Here is a 15,909-nt window from a genome sequence, read left to right on the forward strand (position 1 = left end):
GCGCCCGCCCCCGCCCCCGGCCGCCCCCAGGAATAGCCCCGGTCCCCACCGGAGTTGCCACGATCATGACGACCGATACGCCGCGGCCCGAGGTGCTGCGCTACACCGCCTTCTCCAGCGCCCCAGACGGCGGAAACCCCGCCGGTGTCGTTCTGGACGCCACCGGCCTGGACGACGAGGCCATGCTGGCCGTCGCGGCCGGCCTCGGATACTCGGAGACCGCCTTCCTGACCGCGCCCCCGGAGGGCCTCGGCGGCCGGGAGGAACGGGCTTACACCATCCGTTACTTCAGCCCCAGGGCCGAGGTGCCGTTCTGCGGGCACGCCACCGTCGCGACCGCCGTCGCGCTCGCCGAGCGCACGGGCCCCGGGAAGCTGGTCTTCGAGACCCCCGCCGGCACCGTGCCGGTGGAGGTGGTCCGGGAGGGCGGGACGCTCCGGGCCACGCTCACCAGCGTCGAGCCGCACGTCGAGGAGATCGCCGGCGCCGACCTCGCGGAGGCGCTCGCCGCGCTCGGCTGGCCGGCCGCCGACCTCGACCCGGTCTTCCCGCCCCGTATCGCCTTCGCCGGCGCCCGCCACCTCGTCCTGGGGGCCGCCACGCGCGCCCGTCTCGCGGACCTCGCCTACGACTTCGCGCGTCTCGAAGCCCTGATGCGGCGCCTGGATCTGACCACGGTCCAGCTGGTGTGGCGGGAGTCGGCCACCGTCTTCCACGTCCGCGACCCGTTCCCCGTCGGCGGCGTCGTCGAGGACCCCGCGACCGGCGCCGCGGCCGCCGCGTTCGGCGCCTACGCCCGTGAACTCGGCCTGGTCCCCGAGGACGCCGTCCTCACCCTGCGCCAGGGCGAGGACATGGGCCGCCCCGGCGAGCTCACGGTGACGCTGCGCGCGGGCGACCCGCGCGTCCGGGTCGGCGGCGAGGGAGCCCGTATCGGCTGAGGCGTCGAAGGCGACCGCCGCGCGGCACCCGGCGGTCGCCGTTCCCGCACGCGCGCGGTCCTGTGGGGCATGTGAGCCGGTCCGTCAAGTGTTGCGTGTACCTCACCGGCGGGTGCTGTTCAAGGAGAGGTCCCGGCGTCAAGCTGAGCGGCGTGCTCCGGATCATCGCGGGCGCACTTCTGATCGAGTCCGAACACGCCGTCGACGGCCAGAGCAGCGAACGGAGATCACTCGTGATTGTCGGAGTCCTCAAGGAAGCGCGGGCAGGTGAGAGTCGCGTTTCGGCCACGCCGGCCACGGTCGAACAGATCCGCAAACTGGGGTACGAGGTCGTGGTCGACCCGGGCGCGGGCGTCGCGGCCGGCTTCACCGACGGCGCCTACGAGGCCGCCGGCGCGACCGTCGGCGAGGCGGTGGCGGCGGACGTGGTGCTGGGGGTCAACGCCCCGGACCCCTCCCAGCTGGACCGGGTCCGGCCGGAGGCGACGGTGATCGCCCTGTTCTCCCCGGCCTTCGACCCGGCGATGGTCGAGGACCTGGGCCGCCGCCCCTTCACCGCCCTCTCGATGGATGCCGTGCCGCGCATCAGCCGCGCCCAGTCGATGGACGTGCTGTCCTCGATGGCGAACATCGCCGGCTACCGGGCCGTCATCGAGGCGGCGCACGAGTTCGGCCGGTTCTTCACCGGCCAGGTGACGGCCGCGGGCAAGGTGCCGCCCGCGAAGGTGCTCGTCGCGGGCGCCGGCGTCGCCGGCCTGGCCGCGATCGGGGCCTCGGGCTCGCTCGGCGCGATCGTCCGCGCCACCGACCCCCGGCCGGAGGTGGCCGACCAGGTCCGCTCGCTCGGCGGCGAGTACCTGTCGATCGAGTCCCCCGAGGCCGAGGTCTCCAAGACCGGCTACGCCAAGGAGATGGGCGACGACTACAAGGCGCGCGAGGCCGAGCTCTACGCGGCCCAGTGCCGCGAGTCCGACATCGTCATCACCACCGCCCTGATCCCCGGCCGCCCCGCGCCGAAGCTGATCACCGCCGAGATGGTGGCGAGCATGAAGCCGGGCTCGGTGATCGTCGACATGGCGGCCGCCAACGGCGGCAACGTCGAGGGCACCGTGAAGGGCGGGAAGACCGTCACGGAGAACGGCGTGACGATCATCGGCTACACCGACCTCGCGGGCCGACTCCCGGCGCAGGCCTCGCAGTTGTACGGCACCAACCTGGTGAACCTGCTGAAGCTGATGACCCCGGACAAGGACGCCCGCCTCGTCCTCGACTGGGAGGACCCGGTCCAGCGCTCCATCACCGTCGTACGCGAGGGGGAGACGGCCTGGCCGCCCCCGCCGGTCCAGGTGTCGGCGGCCCCGGCCCCCGCGCCCGCGGCGGCCCCCGCGCCCGCGCCGAAGAAGGCGCCGATGACGGCGGGGCAGAGGTTCGGCGGGGTGGCCCTCGGCGCCCTGGCGCTCTTCCTCCTCGCCGCGTTCGCCCCGGCGGCGCTGCTGCCCCACGTCACGGTCTTCGTCCTCGCGATCGTGATCGGCTACTACGTCATCGGCCACGTCCACCACGCGCTGCACACCCCGCTGATGTCGGTGACGAACGCGATCTCCGGGATCATCGTCGTCGGCGCGCTCCTGCAGATCGGCCACACCAGCACGGCGGTCACGGTGCTGTCGTCCGTGGCGATCCTCCTGGCCAGTATCAATGTCTTCGGCGGCTTCGCGGTGACGCGTCGCATGCTCGCCATGTTCAACCGGAGCTGACATGTCTGCGACCATTGCCGCCCAGGCGGCCTACCTCGTTGCCGCGCTGCTGTTCATCCTCGCGCTGGCAGGACTCTCCAAGCACGAGACCGCGCGGCTCGGCAACGCCTTCGGCATGCTCGGCATGGGCGTCGCGCTCGTCGCGACGGTCGTGCTCGCGGTGGACGGCGACGTCAGCACCGCCGGCCTCGGCCTGATGGGCGTCGCGATGCTGGTCGGCGCCCTGATCGGCCTCCAGCGGGCTCGCGGCGTCGAGATGACCGGCATGCCCGAACTCATCGCGCTGCTGCACTCCTTCGTCGGTCTGGCCGCCGTCCTGGTCAGCTGGAACGGCTTCCTGAACGTCGAGTACGACCCGAACGGCCACGAGGCCAAGGCCCTGGACGCCCTCGGCACCCTGGGCATCCACCACGCCGAGGTGTTCATCGGCCTGTTCATCGGTGCGGTGACCTTCACCGGCTCGATCGTGGCGTATCTGAAGCTCGCCGCGAAGATGGACTCCAAGCCGCTGGTGCTGCCGGGCAAGAACGCCCTGAACCTCGGCTCGCTCGCCCTGTTCGTCGCCCTGACGGTGTGGTTCGTCGTCACGCCGGAGCTGTGGCTGCTCATCGCCGTGACGGTCCTGGCGCTCGCCCTCGGCTGGCACCTGGTGGCCTCGATCGGCGGCGGCGACATGCCGGTCGTGGTCTCGATGCTCAACAGCTACTCCGGCTGGGCCGCGGCCGCCTCGGGCTTCCTCCTCGGCAACGACCTGCTGATCATCACCGGCGCGCTCGTCGGCTCGTCCGGCGCCTACCTGTCGTACATCATGTGCAAGGCGATGAACCGCTCCTTCTTCTCGGTCATCGCCGGCGGCTTCGGCATCGAGGCGCCGTCGGGCTCGGACGTCGACTACGGCGAGCACACCGAGATCACCGCCGAGAGCGCCGCCGAACTGCTCGGCTCGGCCCGCTCCGTGGTCATCACGCCCGGGTACGGCATGGCCGTCGCCCAGGCCCAGTACCCGGTCGCGGAGCTCACCTCGAAGCTGCGCGCCAAGGGCGTCGACGTGCGGTTCGGCATCCACCCGGTCGCCGGCCGGCTGCCCGGCCACATGAACGTGCTGCTCGCCGAGGCCAAGGTGCCGTACGACATCGTCCTCGAAATGGACGAGATCAACGAGGACTTCGCCGAGACCGACGTCGTCCTGGTGATCGGCGCCAACGACACGGTCAACCCGGCCGGCGCCGAGGACCCCAGCAGCCCGATCGCGGGCATGCCGGTCCTCACCGTCTGGGAGGCCGGGAAGGTCATCGTGTTCAAGCGCTCGATGGCCTCCGGGTACGCGGGCGTGCAGAACCCGCTCTTCTTCAAGGAGAACACCTCGATGCTCTTCGGCGACGCGAAGGCCCGGGTCGAGGACATCGTCGGCGCCCTCTGAGGCACGACGGGGAGCGGGGCCTTTCGGCTTCGGCGCGGGCGTTCCGCTCCGCGCCGGAGCCGGGAGGCCCCCGAGTCCCACCGCACCGCCCCCGGACTACTGTCACGGGCATGGTCGAACACGATGCCCCCGGAGCCACCCGCGCGGCCTACGACGCCGTCGCCGCCACCTACGAGGAGCTGTTCCGCGACAGCCTGCGGGACAGCCCCCTGGACCGCGCGATGCTCGGCGTCTTCGCCGAGGCCGTACGCGCGGACGGGGCCGGCCGGGTCGCGGACCTGGGCTGCGGACCCGGCCACGTCACCGCCCACCTGGACGGGCTCGGACTGTCGGCGTTCGGCGTCGACGCCTCTCCCGCGATGATCGAACTGGCCCGGCGGGCCCACCCGCACCTGCGGTTCGACGTGGGCTCGATGGCCGCCCTCGACATCGCCGACGGCGCGCTGGACGGCGTGCTCTCGCGCTGGTCCGTCATCCACCTCCCGCCGGGCGAACTCCCCTCCGTCCTGGCGGAGTTCCACCGCGTCCTGGCGCCCGGCGGCCACCTCCTGATCGCCTTCTCGGGGAGCGAGGGCCCGGCGCACCCGACGCAGGTCTTCGACCACACGGTCGCGCCGGCCTACCGCTGGTGGCCCGACCACCTCGCCGCGACGCTCCGCGAGTCCGGCCTCGCGGAGACGGCCCGGATGGTCCGCGAGCCGCAGCCCGCCGACCGGCGACAGTTCCAGGAGATCCATCTGCTGGCCCGCAAGGCCTGAGCGGGAGGCGCGCGGCCGGGTGCGGTGCCGGCACGGTCGCCGGTCCGTCCGCCGCCCGCGTCGAAGCCGTACCCGGTCCGCCGGGGGAGATCCGGTCGACCGGCGCGATTCCGGGCAGACGACGGGCGTACCGGGCCCCGCCCGGACCGTCGTCGACACCAGGAACGGACAGCCCCATGGACCTCCTCGACCGCATCGCCTTCCGTACGGCACGGGCCGCCGCCCGCCGTCGCGGGGACCGGCCGGCCCTGCACCCCCGCGGGACGTTCCTCGCGGGACGCCTCGCCGTGCCAGGACACCGGGACCCCTGGGGGGTGCCGTGGCTCGACGCGCCCGGCTCCCACGCGGTGACGGCCCGCTGGTCCCGGGGCGCCGGGCTGCCGCACCCGCTGCCGGACGGACTGGGCCTCGCGCTGCGGGTGGAGGACGCCGGCGGGCCGGGGCGCCCCCTGGACCTGCTCCTCACGACCGGCGGCCGCGGCCGGTGGACCCGCCACGTACCGCTTCCCCGCACGTCCGCCACGGCCGGTCCGTACTCCAGCCTCCTGTCGTACGTCGTCGGCGGACGGCGGGGGGTGGTGGCCGCGTTCCCGGCACCCGGATCCCCGCGCATCCCCGCCGACCCCGCGACGGTGGGGGCCGCCGTCGCCGGGCGGCCCGTGGTGTTCCGGCTCTGCTTCGGAGCGAGTGGAGCGGACGGAGCGGGCGTGGCCTGGCGGCCCCTGGCCCTGCTCACCCTCCACGGGGAGGCGCCCACGACCTCTCCGGACGGCGGCGCGTTCGATCCCTATCTCAATTTCCTGCCCGGCTTCCGCCCCGTCGACCGCCTCCGGTCGCTGCGCCTCGCCGCGTACGCGGGATCACGGGAAGGGCGGCACGCGGCGCCGCCTTCCTGAAGGGTCCGCACGGAGCCCGCCTCACTCGGTGTTCTTCTGCAGCAGGCAGTCGTATCCGAGCTGCAGGGCGTCGGCGAGCGCCAGGGCGGTGAGGCCGCCGGTCACGGTCCGGGTGGCGCGCGGCCACAGCAGGCGGGCGCCGGTGAAGGTGGCCGTCAGCCAGACGCTCAGGCAGAACGGACAGGTGATCAGCTCGCCCACGGTCGACCTGACGGCACCCCCGCGAGGGCTCTCGCTCACCTCTGCCGGGGCCGTCGCCGACTCGTAACGCGTGAAGGGGGCCCGGAGGGGGCTGGTGACGGACCCCTTGGCGAGCAGGCGGCTCAGCCGGAACACGGCCGCCGCCGTCAGCGGGAGGTCCCACGGGTCGTGGCGGTCGGGCAGCCCCGTTCCGTGCCTGCGGACCGCCGCGCCCCAGGCGGCCGTGTAGGCGCCGAACGCGACGACGGCCCCCAGGTGCCCGCCGAGCCGGCGGTCCTCCTGCGGCGAGTAGGCCCGGCCCAGGCTTCGGACCGCTTCCTTGAACTGGTGCACGCAGGTGCCTTTCCCGTGTACGGAAGTGGGGCGCCGCGACGGTTTTCGCCGGACGGCGGGACGTCACGCCCGGCCGGGGGAGGGGGCCGTCTCCGGAGCGCGCAGTCGCACTTCGAGGCGGCCGTCGGTGACGCGGGTGTCGAAGACGGGCTGGGGCGCGGTGGCCGGGCCGTGCACGTTCCAGCCGTCCTCCAGCCGGAAGACGCTGCCGTGCCAGGGGCAGCGCACACAGCCGTCCTCGACCGTCCCCCGGGACAGGGGGCCGGCCGCGTGGCTGCACGAGTCCGCCATGACGTGTACGCGGTCCGATTCCTCGCGTACGACCAGGACGGCCACGTCGTCGACGTGCCGCCGGACCGGCCGCCCGAGGGGAAGGTCGGCGACCTGCCCGATCCCGTGCCACCCGGGCTCCACGAGGTCCGGCACCGACGCGGCGCGGTTGACGCCGGAGCCCTGCCGGTAGGCCAGGTGGCCGCCGATCGCGCCGCCGACGCCGACGGCGGTCAGCCCCGCGAACCCCAGGGCCTTGCCCCGGAGGCCGCGGCCCCGTGCCCGTGCGGCCAGGGAGGCCGTGTAGAGGCCCACTCCCGCGATGTTCGCCGCCGCGTGCACCAGCCCGACCCGCATCTGACGGCGCCGCAGCTCGGCCCAGTCGACCCAGCCCGCCACGGCCGCCGGGGCCGCCGCCGCGAGTCCCACGCCGATCAGCACGCCCGCCGCCCGTCGCTGTCCGGGCAGCGCGTCGAGCACCGCCGCCGAGAACCAGGCCCCGATCGGCACCTGCACCATCACCGGATGGACGGGGTGACCCAGCCAGCGTCCGTGCAGCACGTCCCTCCCGCGGCCCAGGGGGAGCGCTCTGATCACGCCGCCGAGCCGTTCGGCCGGTCCGTCGAGGACGGTGGAGCGTTCCAGGCGGTCCATGGCCCGGAGGACCCTGCCGGGGCCCGAGGCCGACGGCAGGGCACGTTCCAGTAGTCGCCGCACGGGTCCGCCCGCGGGGGCGTGGCCGCCAACAATCGGGTCGTATGTCATGAATCCCGTATAACCCTCTGCAAGTAGACGAAACGAATCGTGGTCCTTCTTCAGTACGACGGACCGCGAGGGGGCGCCCGGCGTCCGGACGCCGTCGCTACGCGCTCTCGTCGTCGTCCGGATCCCGCTCCCCCTCGGCCTGCGAGGGCGTGGTGCGCTCCGGTCCGGCGTCCCGGCCTTCCGTCCCCTCCGGGCGACTCTCCTCGGGACGCTCTCCCTCGGCCTGTGACGGGGTGCTCTCCTGCATGGCGCTGATCCCTTCCTCGGCACGGTTCGTACGACTTCGCGGCAACCGGGTACGGGTGCTCCGAAGGCGAGTACCCACCGAAGCGCGGTTCACCGGCCGCAGGAGGACGTACGGGGCGGACCCCGGGCGCCAGGAGCGGACCCCGCCCCACCACATGGCCCACACCGACCGGGGTAGGGGCCGGGCATGGCAGACAAGAAGCGCTACGCGGTGGCCGCGTCGGGCAGCTGGACGGACGAGGAGGACGGCCGCCGTCTGCCCGCCGGCGAGGTCCACGCCTGGGAACAGGGCATGAACCAGACCGTCTGCGGACTCTCCTTGCACCGTTCACGGCTCACACGGCTGTCGCACGTCGCCTGGACCGACACGTTCCCCGAGTCCGGCGGCGCCGCGGACCGGGTGCGGCGGGTGTGCCCGCGCTGCGCGTCCGTCGCCGGACGCCGCGGCCCCGACGCCCGCCCGCGATGGCAGCGCGTGAATCCGCGCCCCTGACCGGGGCGGGAGCGCGTCGAGTACCGAAAAATCCAGATACTGCTCCGATGTCCGGGCGTATGAGCGGACCGGAAGGGGGCAGATGCGGGATTCAGCAAGCAGGCAGAACCCCTTCCAGCACTCAGGAGGAGCCTTGAGTGACTTCCAGGACTCGAACCGGCAGAACGAGAGCAGGGCGGCGGAAGTAGCACGGACCGCCCAGGACAAGGCGGGAGACAGCGCTTCGCTGGTGGGCGGAAAGGCCGCGGAGGTGGGCGGCACGGCGAAGGAGGAGGCCGGCAACGTCGTCGGCGAAGCCGCGGCCCAGGCCAAGGACTTGGCGGGCGAACTGCGCACCCAGCTGCAGGGCCAGGCCGAGACCCAGACCCAGCGCCTCGCGGAGAACGTACGGCGCCTGTCGCAGGAGCTGCGCGAACTGGGCGACAACGGCAAGCCCGACTCCACGATGGCCGACCTGGCCCGCCGGGCCGCCGACGGGGGCCACCAGGTGGCCTCCCACATGGAGAAGCGCGGCCCCGACGGCCTGGTGAGCGACCTGCAGAGCTTCGCCCGCCGGCGCCCGGGCGTCTTCCTCGCCGGCGCGGCGCTGGCCGGCTTCGTGGTGGCCCGCGCGGGCAAGAGCATCGGCGCGGCGTCCTCCGGCAGCACGGGCGGGGAGCCCCGCTCTCCGGAACCGCGCGCCGGGACGTACGGGACGGAGCGACCCCTCGCGGCCCCCGACCCCCTGCCGCGCACCACGCCGGGCACGTACGAGGACCCGCTCGACACCTACGGCCAGTCCCAGCCCCCGCACGTCACGCCGGCCCCGCCGAACCACCCGCCCGCGGGCGGCGGGCAGACGTACGGCGGCCCCTCGCGTCCGGCGGGAGGGATCTGACCATGGCCCTCTCCTTCCAGGAGCGCCCCACCTCGGCGGCCGTGCCGCCGGGCGAGGCGCCCGAACCGTCGATCGGCGATCTGGTCAGCGAGATCGGTCAGGACCTGTCCCGCCTCGTCCGGGACGAGATCGAGCTGGCGAAGGCCGAGGTCAAGCAGGAGTCCGTCAAGGCGGGCAAGGCGGCCGGCATGCTCGGCGGAGCGGGCTACGCGGCCCACGTCGTGGCGCTGCTCGGCAGCCTGACCGTCGTCTTCGCCCTGGGCAACGTGATGAACCTGGCCTGGGCCGCACTGATCGTCACCGTTCTGTGGGCGGTCGTGGGCGGCGTGCTCTACTCCGCCGGGCGCAAGCGCCTGCGCACCGTCAACCTCAAGCCGGAACAGACCGTGGAGACCCTGAAGGAGGACGCCAAGTGGGCACGACACCCGACGAGCTGAGGAACGACGTGGAGGAACGGCGGGCCCATCTGGCCCGCAACGTCGACCGCCTGGCCGACCGGATCACCCCGGGCAGGGTCGCCCGTCGCAAGGCCGATTCGATACGGCACCAGGTGAGCGGAGTGAAGGAGCGCGTCATGGGCAGCGCACACGACTCGGCGCACGGGGCGTCCGAGGGTCTGAACCGGGCGGCGAGCAGCGTCGCGGACACGGCGCGGGAGGCGGGCGGCAACGTGAGCGAAGCGGTCCAGCAGGCTCCGGAGCGGGTGCGCCGGCAGACCCAGGGCAGCCCGCTGGCCGCCGGCCTGATCGCCTTCGGCGCGGGCATGCTCGCCTCGGCCCTCCTGCCGACCACCGAGGCGGAGGAACGCCTGGGGCAGCAGCTCAAGGAGCACTCCGACGAACTGCTGGAACCGGTGAAGCGGACGGCCGTGGACGCGGCGCAGGAGGTCCGGGAGGAGCTGCGCGGCCCCGCCGCGGACGCCGTCGAATCGGTCAAGAGCACGGCCCAGGAGGCCGTCGGGACGACCAAGGAGCACGCGCGGGACGCGGGCCGGGAGACCGCCCGGGAACTGCGTCAGGTCGGCCGTGACGCCGCTGACGACATGAAGCACACCTCCGGCGGGGGACGGACGGGACGCTGAGAACCGCGTCGCCGCACGGAACAGGGGCGGCTGCCGACCCGTGAGGTCGGCAGCCGCCCCTGTTGTCGGGGAAGCGGCGTCCGCGGCGCGGCGCGGTCGTCGCGGTCAGCCGACGAGCGCGAAGTCGATCTCGGAACGGGCGCGGGCCAGTTGACGGCAGGAGGCGGTCAGGGCGGCGTCGATGTCACGGGTGCCGGTGGACACGCACAGGGTGTAGGTGACGTCCTCGAGCTGTCGGCGCACCTCGGCCGAACCGTTCTCGGTGTACAGGGCCCGCAGCGTCCCGTACTGCTCGACGAGGTTCTCCAGCACCATGGGGTGGGCCATCAGCATCAGCCGTCTCCTTGCTCCGAGTACTCCGAACGGGGGATATCTCGTTCGCGCGTGTGCCCCGGACCGCACGAGGGAAACCGTGCGGTCCGGGGCGTCTCGGAGCGGTTGGGGCGTTCGCGTCCAGGCCGGTGGGTCCGGCGCCGTGGTCGTGTCCGTCCGTCGATGGCGTCAGTGGTCGCCGGGCACTCCGCGGCGTCCGCGCGCGCCCGAGCCGCCGCGCGCGTCGCCGGCGTGGTCCCGGGCCGCGGAGGCGGCGGCGAGGGCGAGGAGGGTGGCGACGGCGCCGGTGATGAGGTTGCTGGTGATGGAGCGGGTGTGGGCGACGTCCCCGGCGACCACCCAGGGGGCGACACAGGTCCAGATGCCGATGGCGGCGGCGGCCCATGCCATGGAGTGGGTGCGTTCGTAGGAGTTGCCGAGGCCGCCGAGGAGCAGCATGTAGGCGATGCCGGCGATGAGGTTGGTGACGGCGAGGGTGGTGAAGCCGTTGAAGCCGGCTATCCACGGGGACGCGGCGAGGTAGAGGCCGGTGACGAGGGCCAGGGCCTCGATCATCTGGGCCCGCGGGGTTGCGGCGGCACGGTCGTGCCGGGCGCGCAGCTCCATCAGGTCGGGGTGCTCTTCGATGGGGGCGCGATGGGTTGACGCCATGATGACCTCCAGAAGGACGGTGCTTGCTCTGCACTTACCCGTAAAAGGGACATAAACCCACCGAACGGGTCATTCTTCTCGTGGTGTCGGCAGGTGTCACTCGTGGCGGGGCGTGCGGGGGGCGCGGCGAGCCGTCGTGCGCGCCCGCCGTGCGGGTACTTCTTGTCCGCCTCGACCGAAAAGCGCAGGTCGCACCTTGAGTGATGAACCTATTTAGACCGAGTGCCCGCATTTGTTCGTTTCGGTGGAAAAGTTGATCTACGGTCGCCCTGCCCGCGTGCTTTCCCCCGAGCCCTTCGCAGGAGTTTCCATGACCGTCGCCACGGAACCGCCCACCCTCGTGCCCGTGAAGGGGAGAGGTCCCGGAAGGGTCGTCGTGGACTGGATGACCACGACCGACCACAAGAAGATCGGGCACCTCTACCTGATCACGTCGTTCGTCTTCTTCCTGCTGGGAGGCCTGCTGGCGCTCGTGCTCCGGGCGGAGCTGGCGCGGCCGGGCCTGCAGATCGTCTCGCCCGAGCAGTACAACCAGGTGTTCACCCTGCACGGGACGGTGATGCTGCTGCTGTTCGCCACCCCCACGTTCGCCGGTTTCGCCAACGCGATCATGCCCCTGCAGATCGGCTCGCCCGACGTCGCCTTCCCCCGGCTGAACATGCTGTCGTACTGGCTCTTCCTCTTCGGCGGCCTGATCGCCTTCGCGGGGATCTTCACCCCCCAGGGCACGGCGGACTTCGGCTGGACCGCCTACACGCCCCTGAGCGGTGGGGAGCGCACGCCGTACGTCGGCGGTGACATGTGGATCATGGGCCTCGCGCTCGGAGGCTTCGGCACGATCCTGGGCGCTGTCAACTTCATCACCACGATCATCTGCATGCGCGCGCCGGGGATGACGATGTTCCGGATGCCGATCTTCACCTGGAACGTGCTGCTGACCTCGGTGCTCGTCCTGCTCGCCTTCCCCGTCCTCGCCGCGGCCCTGTTCGCGTTGGAGGCGGACCGGAAGTTCGGGGCGCACATCTACGATCCGGCCAACGGAGGGGCACTGCTGTGGCAGCACCTCTTCTGGTTCTTCGGGCACCCGGAGGTCTACATCATCGCGCTGCCGTTCTTCGGCATCGTCAGCGAGATCCTGCCGGTCTTCTCCCGCAAGCCGCTCTTCGGCTACATCGGCCTGGTCGCCGCGACCATCGCCATCGCGGGCCTCTCGGTGACGGTGTGGGCACACCACATGTTCGCCACCGGAGCGGTCCTGCTGCCCTTCTTCTCCTTCATGACCTTCCTGATCGCCGTCCCGACCGGAGTCAAGTTCTTCAACTGGATCGGCACGATGTGGAAGGGATCGCTCTCCTTCGAGACCCCCATGCTGTGGTCGATCGGCTTCCTCGTCACCTTCCTGTTCGGCGGACTGACCGGGATCATCCTCGCCTCACCGCCGATGGACTTCCACGTCACGGACAGCTACTTCGTCGTCGCCCACTTCCACTACGTCGTCTTCGGCACGGTCGTCTTCGCGATGTTCGCCGGGTTCTACTTCTGGTGGCCCAAGATGACCGGCACGATGCTCGACGAGCGCCTGGGCAAGGTCCACTTCTGGACCCTCTTCGTCGGCTTCCACGGCACGTTCCTCGTCCAGCACTGGCTGGGTGCCGAAGGCATGCCCCGGCGCTACGCCGACTACCTGTCGGCCGACGGCTTCACCGCCCTGAACACGGTCTCCTCCATCGGCGCGTTCCTGCTGGGGGCCTCCACCCTGCCGTTCTTCTACAACGTCTGGAAGACCGCCAAGACCGCTCCCCGCGTCACCGTCGACGACCCGTGGGGCTTCGGCCGCTCCCTGGAATGGGCCACCTCCTGCCCGCCGCCCCGGCACAACTTCGTCACCATCCCGCGCATCCGCTCCGAATCCCCCGCCTTCGACCTCAACTATCCCGAGGTCGCGGCCCTCGACCAGGGCAAGGGAGACAAGCGGGACATGATCGACGACTCCGGCGCCGCCACCCACGACGGCCCCGACGCGGGCCGGAACGCATGACCGCGCACGAAACCGGAGAACCGCAGGCCCCCGCGGGCCGGGCCGGCGACGGCGCGCGCGGGGCGGTCGCGGACGACCGCGAGAGGCCGCGCGCCCTGACGGCGGAGGCGGCCGCGGGCATCGCCCGACTGGAGGGGTACCTGCTGGCACGAAGGGCCGGGGCCGAGGCCGCGGAGGCCGGCGCCGTCTTCGCCGACCGGTTTCCGTGGCTGAGCCCCCGGGAGCGGTCGGAGATCGCCCGGGAGTTCGCGCGGGAACACCTGGCCGTACGGCGCCGCATGCTCCGGGACGCCGTGACGCGTGCGGGCGAACTCCGCCGGGAGTACGGCGACCGCTACGACCGCCTCCGCCGCCGGCTGTTCGCCGTCGCGCTGGGCGCGGCCGGCGCGACGACGGCCGTGGTGTCACTCGTGGTGAGAAGCGCCGGCTGACCCCTTCCGGCTCCCGCGGTCCGACCACCAGACCGCCGCGGACACCAGGCTCAGGACGACCAGGACACTGCCCGCCACGATGCAGAGCATGCGGTCCGCCGTGTGGACGGCGGTGTTCTGGGCGTCCAGCACGAACGGCGAGGCGATCAGCCACGCACCCGCGAGCCCCACCACGGCGTCGGACCACACGCCTCCGCCGCGGTACAGGCGCGCACCCGCGGCGAAGGCGACCACGAGCCCCACCACCAACTCGTTCACCTGGGCGTCCTTGGGACCGTCGTGCGTGGCCATCGGGAACAGCAGCACCACGACGGAGACGGCCAGCATCAACAGGCCCAGGATCTGGTCGTGCACCCCCTGACGCAGTACGTGGGTCCGGTCCGGGACGCGCGGGGTCGTTCCCCGGTCGACTTGGATCGCCATGGCGCTCATCTCCTCGGATAGGGGTCACCCGCGACTACCCGGCGGCTTGCGCCCCACTCTCCCGTACGACGGTATGAAAGCCGCGAACCCGGGCAATCGCGTACGGCGGGGACACGAGCGCACCCACGAGGAGGCCGGCATGGGCCCGTCCGGCTCGGACCGTCTCGAGATCGAGTTCATCGGCAACGCCACCCTCCTCCTGAGGTACGGCGGGGCGACCCTGCTGACCGACCCCAACTTCCTGCACAAGGGCCAGTACGCCTACCTGGGGAACGGCCTGGTGAGCCGGCGTCTGCGCGACCCGGCGCGCGAGGTCGACGCACTGCCCGCCCTGGACGCCGTCGTCCTCTCGCACCTGCACGGAGACCACTTCGATCGCGTCGCCCGGCGCGGCCTGGACCCCGGCCTCCCGTTCCTCACCACGCCCCACGCGGCCCGCCGGCTGAACACGCTGCCGGCTTCCGCCGGTGCACTACGAGGAGTACACCGTGATGAAGTCGCCCCTCTCCGCCTTCCTCGACGCCGCGCACCGCGAAGGGCTGGGCGAACGCCTCGTGCACTGCCCGCCCGGCGGCACCACCGTGCTGGCCGCAGCACCGCGCCCGGCCCCGTGACCCCCCGCGCCGAAGCCCCTTCAACCGCCCGGAGGAACCGGGCCGGGTGCGGGGCGGAGGCGGCCCCGGCGGGCCCACGCCCGCCCGGTGGAGGTGTACCACTGGACGGCCAGGACGAGGGCGAGGGCCAGTTCGGCCAGGTCCCCGCCGTAGTACATCAGCCGCGCTCCCGCGTGCAGGTCCGCGGGGGAGAAGGCCGTGCCGGGCGGGCCGTCGGCGTACAGGCCCTTGGCGAGGACGGCGTGCGCGGTCCCCCCGGCCAGCAGGGCGGCCCCGCGCACCGCGGTCCCCCCGCCCCCGCGCCGTACGGGATCGAGCCGGCAGACGGCGAAGGCGAAGAGCAGCCCGGCGGCCACGACGTGGACCTGCACCGCCGCGTGGAGGAGGGGCCGGTCCTGAGCCGCGGCGAACAGCGGCGTGCGGTGGATCAGCCACAGGCCGCCGAAGTCCAGCAGGGCGGCGACGGGAGGAAGGACCAGCAGGGCCGCGGGCCGGGAGTGCGCGACGGCCAGCAGCCCGCGGCGCCCGTGGCCCGGCGGCAGGGCCCGCAGGACCAGGGTGAGCGGACGGCCGAGGACGAGCAGGAGCGGGGCGGCCATGCCGGTGAGGAGATGGTGGACCGTGTGCGCCGTGAAGGGACCGCCGGGCAGGGGGACCAGGAACGCCGAAACGAGCACGGCCCCGCCGGCGGCGAACGACGCGTCACGGCGCCACGGCCAGGCGTCGCCGCGGCGCCGGAGCCGGACGGCGGCCGACAGGTACGCGACGACGGCGAGCAGCGCCGCCGCGGCGAAGAGGAGACCCGCGCCCCCGGCCGGACCGGGGTGGCCGTGGCCGGGCGTCACCCCCGGCCGTCCCGCCGCGCCCGGCGGCGCGCCCTCACGGCGAGACCGCAGCCGGCCAGGAGCACCATCGCGCCGAACGCGTTCCACGCCCAGTCGTACGGGGTGAGGTCCACGCCGTAACGGATCTGGTGCAGGCGCAGCAGCTTGTGGTCCACGACCCCGTCGAACAGCTGGAAGCCCCCGGCGCCGACGAGGAACCCCGCCCACGCGTGGCCGGGGGACAGCGCCCGGCGTCTGCGCAGGTCCGCGTAGAGGAAGAACCCCGCGACCAGCGCGAGGAGTTCCGCCGTGTGGAGCAGCCCGTCGGACAGGAGCCCCACCGCCGGGGTGGAACGGTCGTAGAAGTGGTGCCAGCCGAGGACCTGGTGGAAGACGATCTCGTCCACGGCCGCCATCACCGCCACCCCGATCAGGCCGCACGCCACGGCCGACCGGCGGCCGTCGCGCCGTCCGCCTCCCGGCGGGGAGTCCGTCATGGTCCGCCTCCTGGTTCCCGTTCACGTCCGTCGCTCTGCCCGGCACCCGTCCGGTCCGCG

At 72.9% G+C, this 15,909-nt stretch carries 20 protein-coding genes and 1 pseudogene; 13 read left to right on the plus strand and 8 right to left on the minus strand.

The features are described from left to right. Nucleotides 1-65 precede the first annotated feature (65 nt). The 5 genes from CP977_RS29395 (at nt 66) to CP977_RS29415 (ending at nt 5,772) form a co-directional block, all read left to right on the plus strand. The gene (locus CP977_RS29395; protein WP_062751060.1) at nt 66-941 is read left to right on the plus strand and encodes a PhzF family phenazine biosynthesis protein; all 876 of its coding nucleotides are present in this window, start codon (nt 66-68) and stop codon (nt 939-941) included. Nucleotides 942-1,174: 233 nt separating this feature from the next. Beyond that, nucleotides 1,175-2,698: a Re/Si-specific NAD(P)(+) transhydrogenase subunit alpha gene (locus CP977_RS29400; protein WP_062756734.1), complete on the plus strand. Its 1,524-nt coding sequence runs from the start codon at nt 1,175-1,177 to the stop codon at nt 2,696-2,698. Between the two features lies 1 nt (nt 2,699). Further along, entirely contained in the window at nt 2,700-4,118 is a 1,419-nt protein-coding gene (pntB, locus tag CP977_RS29405) for a Re/Si-specific NAD(P)(+) transhydrogenase subunit beta (protein WP_062751058.1), read from the plus strand. Nucleotides 4,119-4,228: 110 nt separating this feature from the next. Further along, nucleotides 4,229-4,876 (plus strand): class I SAM-dependent DNA methyltransferase, encoded by a 648-nt coding sequence (locus tag CP977_RS29410; RefSeq protein ID WP_109184479.1) that lies wholly within the window; start codon nt 4,229-4,231, stop codon nt 4,874-4,876. A gap of 176 nt (nt 4,877-5,052) precedes the next feature. Beyond that, nucleotides 5,053-5,772, plus strand: a complete 720-nt coding sequence (locus CP977_RS29415) for a phosphodiesterase (RefSeq protein ID WP_152371085.1) — start codon at nt 5,053-5,055, stop codon at nt 5,770-5,772. Nucleotides 5,773-5,793: 21 nt separating this feature from the next. Here CP977_RS29415 and CP977_RS29420 read toward each other — a convergent pair whose 3' ends face one another. The 3 genes from CP977_RS29420 to CP977_RS34245 form a co-directional block, all read right to left on the minus strand. Then, nucleotides 5,794-6,306, minus strand: coding sequence for a DUF1360 domain-containing protein (locus CP977_RS29420; protein WP_109184480.1), 513 nt, complete (start codon nt 6,304-6,306; stop codon nt 5,794-5,796). Between the two features lie 63 nt (nt 6,307-6,369). Continuing rightward, nucleotides 6,370-7,230: a Rieske (2Fe-2S) protein gene (locus CP977_RS29425; protein ID WP_109184481.1), complete on the minus strand. Its 861-nt coding sequence runs from the start codon at nt 7,228-7,230 to the stop codon at nt 6,370-6,372. Nucleotides 7,231-7,438: 208 nt separating this feature from the next. Further along, complete coding sequence (locus tag CP977_RS34245) at nt 7,439-7,588, minus strand: hypothetical protein (RefSeq protein ID WP_167308965.1); 150 nt, start codon at nt 7,586-7,588, stop codon at nt 7,439-7,441. A 186-nt stretch (nt 7,589-7,774) separates the two neighbouring features. On the opposite strand from CP977_RS34245, the gene CP977_RS29430 reads away from it, so the two are divergent. The 4 genes from CP977_RS29430 to CP977_RS29445 all read left to right on the plus strand — a co-directional run bounded on the left by CP977_RS29430 (nt 7,775) and on the right by CP977_RS29445 (nt 10,038). Further along, on the plus strand, nt 7,775-8,080 hold the full coding sequence (locus CP977_RS29430) for a hypothetical protein (protein ID WP_109184482.1): 306 nt from the start codon (nt 7,775-7,777) through the stop codon (nt 8,078-8,080). Nucleotides 8,081-8,213: 133 nt separating this feature from the next. Then, entirely contained in the window at nt 8,214-8,957 is a 744-nt protein-coding gene (locus CP977_RS29435) for a hypothetical protein (protein ID WP_152371086.1), read from the plus strand. Between the two features lie 2 nt (nt 8,958-8,959). Continuing rightward, nucleotides 8,960-9,394 (plus strand): phage holin family protein, encoded by a 435-nt coding sequence (locus CP977_RS29440; protein WP_062751043.1) that lies wholly within the window; start codon nt 8,960-8,962, stop codon nt 9,392-9,394. Further along, nucleotides 9,370-10,038 (plus strand): DUF3618 domain-containing protein, encoded by a 669-nt coding sequence (locus tag CP977_RS29445; protein WP_152371087.1) that lies wholly within the window; start codon nt 9,370-9,372, stop codon nt 10,036-10,038. Before CP977_RS29440 ends, CP977_RS29445 begins: the two co-directional genes overlap by 25 nt. 105 nt (nt 10,039-10,143) lie before the next feature. Here CP977_RS29445 and CP977_RS29450 read toward each other — a convergent pair whose 3' ends face one another. Together CP977_RS29450 and CP977_RS29455 are read right to left on the minus strand one after the other, a co-directional pair. Then, on the minus strand, nt 10,144-10,371 hold the full coding sequence (locus tag CP977_RS29450) for a DUF5133 domain-containing protein (protein WP_062751039.1): 228 nt from the start codon (nt 10,369-10,371) through the stop codon (nt 10,144-10,146). Nucleotides 10,372-10,539: 168 nt separating this feature from the next. Beyond that, entirely contained in the window at nt 10,540-11,022 is a 483-nt protein-coding gene (locus CP977_RS29455; protein ID WP_183953254.1) for an SPW repeat protein, read from the minus strand. Nucleotides 11,023-11,332: 310 nt separating this feature from the next. Here CP977_RS29455 and ctaD point away from each other — a divergent pair, with 310 nt between their 5' ends. Together ctaD and CP977_RS29465 are read left to right on the plus strand one after the other, a co-directional pair. Continuing rightward, nucleotides 11,333-13,060 carry an aa3-type cytochrome oxidase subunit I gene (gene ctaD, locus CP977_RS29460; RefSeq protein WP_152371088.1) on the plus strand — a complete coding sequence of 576 codons (1,728 nt, stop codon included), beginning with the start codon at nt 11,333-11,335 and terminating at the stop codon, nt 13,058-13,060. Then, complete coding sequence (locus tag CP977_RS29465) at nt 13,057-13,491, plus strand: hypothetical protein (protein ID WP_062750756.1); 435 nt, start codon at nt 13,057-13,059, stop codon at nt 13,489-13,491. Before ctaD ends, CP977_RS29465 begins: the two co-directional genes overlap by 4 nt. On the opposite strand, the gene CP977_RS29470 is transcribed toward CP977_RS29465, so the two are convergent. Then, the gene (locus tag CP977_RS29470; protein ID WP_152371089.1) at nt 13,465-13,914 is read right to left on the minus strand and encodes an SPW repeat domain-containing protein; all 450 of its coding nucleotides are present in this window, start codon (nt 13,912-13,914) and stop codon (nt 13,465-13,467) included. The two genes, CP977_RS29465 and CP977_RS29470, sit on opposite strands and share 27 nt — an antisense overlap. A gap of 139 nt (nt 13,915-14,053) precedes the next feature. Here CP977_RS29470 and CP977_RS29475 point away from each other — a divergent pair. Both CP977_RS29475 and CP977_RS35265 read left to right on the plus strand, forming a co-directional pair. After that, nucleotides 14,054-14,368 (plus strand): annotated as a pseudogene (locus CP977_RS29475) (MBL fold metallo-hydrolase); the annotation flags it as partial. Nucleotides 14,369-14,402: 34 nt separating this feature from the next. After that, nucleotides 14,403-14,528: a hypothetical protein gene (locus CP977_RS35265; RefSeq protein WP_260321781.1), complete on the plus strand. Its 126-nt coding sequence runs from the start codon at nt 14,403-14,405 to the stop codon at nt 14,526-14,528. A 20-nt stretch (nt 14,529-14,548) separates the two neighbouring features. Here the strand turns inward: CP977_RS35265 and CP977_RS29480 are convergent, their stop codons facing one another. Both CP977_RS29480 and CP977_RS29485 read right to left on the minus strand, forming a co-directional pair. Continuing rightward, the gene (locus CP977_RS29480) at nt 14,549-15,373 is read right to left on the minus strand and encodes a cytochrome c oxidase assembly protein (RefSeq protein ID WP_062750750.1); all 825 of its coding nucleotides are present in this window, start codon (nt 15,371-15,373) and stop codon (nt 14,549-14,551) included. Further along, nucleotides 15,370-15,849 (minus strand): DUF2243 domain-containing protein, encoded by a 480-nt coding sequence (locus CP977_RS29485; protein WP_062750748.1) that lies wholly within the window; start codon nt 15,847-15,849, stop codon nt 15,370-15,372. Before CP977_RS29485 ends, CP977_RS29480 begins: the two co-directional genes overlap by 4 nt. Between the last annotated feature and the right edge of the window lie 60 nt (nt 15,850-15,909).

Source organism: Streptomyces cinereoruber (genome assembly GCF_009299385.1).
Classification (GTDB): domain Bacteria; phylum Actinomycetota; class Actinomycetes; order Streptomycetales; family Streptomycetaceae; genus Streptomyces; species Streptomyces bikiniensis.